A 748-nucleotide genomic window follows, 5' to 3' on the forward strand; every position below is an offset into this window, starting at 1 on the left:
CTTGGTAGCGAATTGCACCAGGTTTCAATATTAATGATATCTTGAAGAGAATAGTTATTGATGTAATCACCTTTGGGAATAAATCTGCGAATAAGGCCATTGTGTCTTTCAACAGTGCCTTTATCACAAGAAGTATATGGATGAGCATAGTAAACCAGGGTTTTTGAAACTGTCTCCAGATTGGATAAATCCGCAAACTCTGATCCATTATCAGTTGTAATTGTCTTAAAGATGTCATTCCAATGTTCACTATACTGTTTGCGCAGAGCCTGAAAAGCAGTCATCACACTGGCGGCTGTCTTATCAGGAATACGCAAGATTAAAAATTCACGGCTCATTCGTTCAGACAAAGTTAGCAGTACTTGATCATCCTTAGTTTTATGTCCTAAGACTAAATCGCATTCCCAGTGGCCAAATTCCTTACGATCATTGATCTCCTTGGGACGTTCTTCAATACTTCGGCCAAGCTTTTTCTTATTTTTACGAATGCGATGTATTTTAGTATTGCGCTTTAACTTTTCTGGCAAATCAGAATTTCTCATACCCATTAAGCATTGATCTACATAGTTGTACAAGGTTCTAGTGCAAACTACCTGATCACGAGAAAATTCTCCTAAAGCTAAGCAGCGATTGGCACATACATCAAGAGACCAGCCATCTTCGCAGAAATGCTTATTAACGTATTTGATAAAGTCAGATTTCTTTAAGAAATCTGATTTACGACCGCAATTCTTACGATGTATTTGGT

Annotated in this window: 1 protein-coding gene; it reads right to left on the reverse strand. The window is 37.7% G+C overall.

Translation table 11 applies throughout. The features are described 5' to 3' along the window. Positions 1 to 748 (reverse strand): IS30 family transposase (locus KI210_RS08545; protein WP_212781463.1); only part of this gene is annotated, 748 nt, incomplete at both ends.

The sequence above is a fragment of the Lactobacillus corticis genome (assembly GCF_018327645.1).
GTDB lineage: Bacteria > Bacillota > Bacilli > Lactobacillales > Lactobacillaceae > Lactobacillus > Lactobacillus corticis.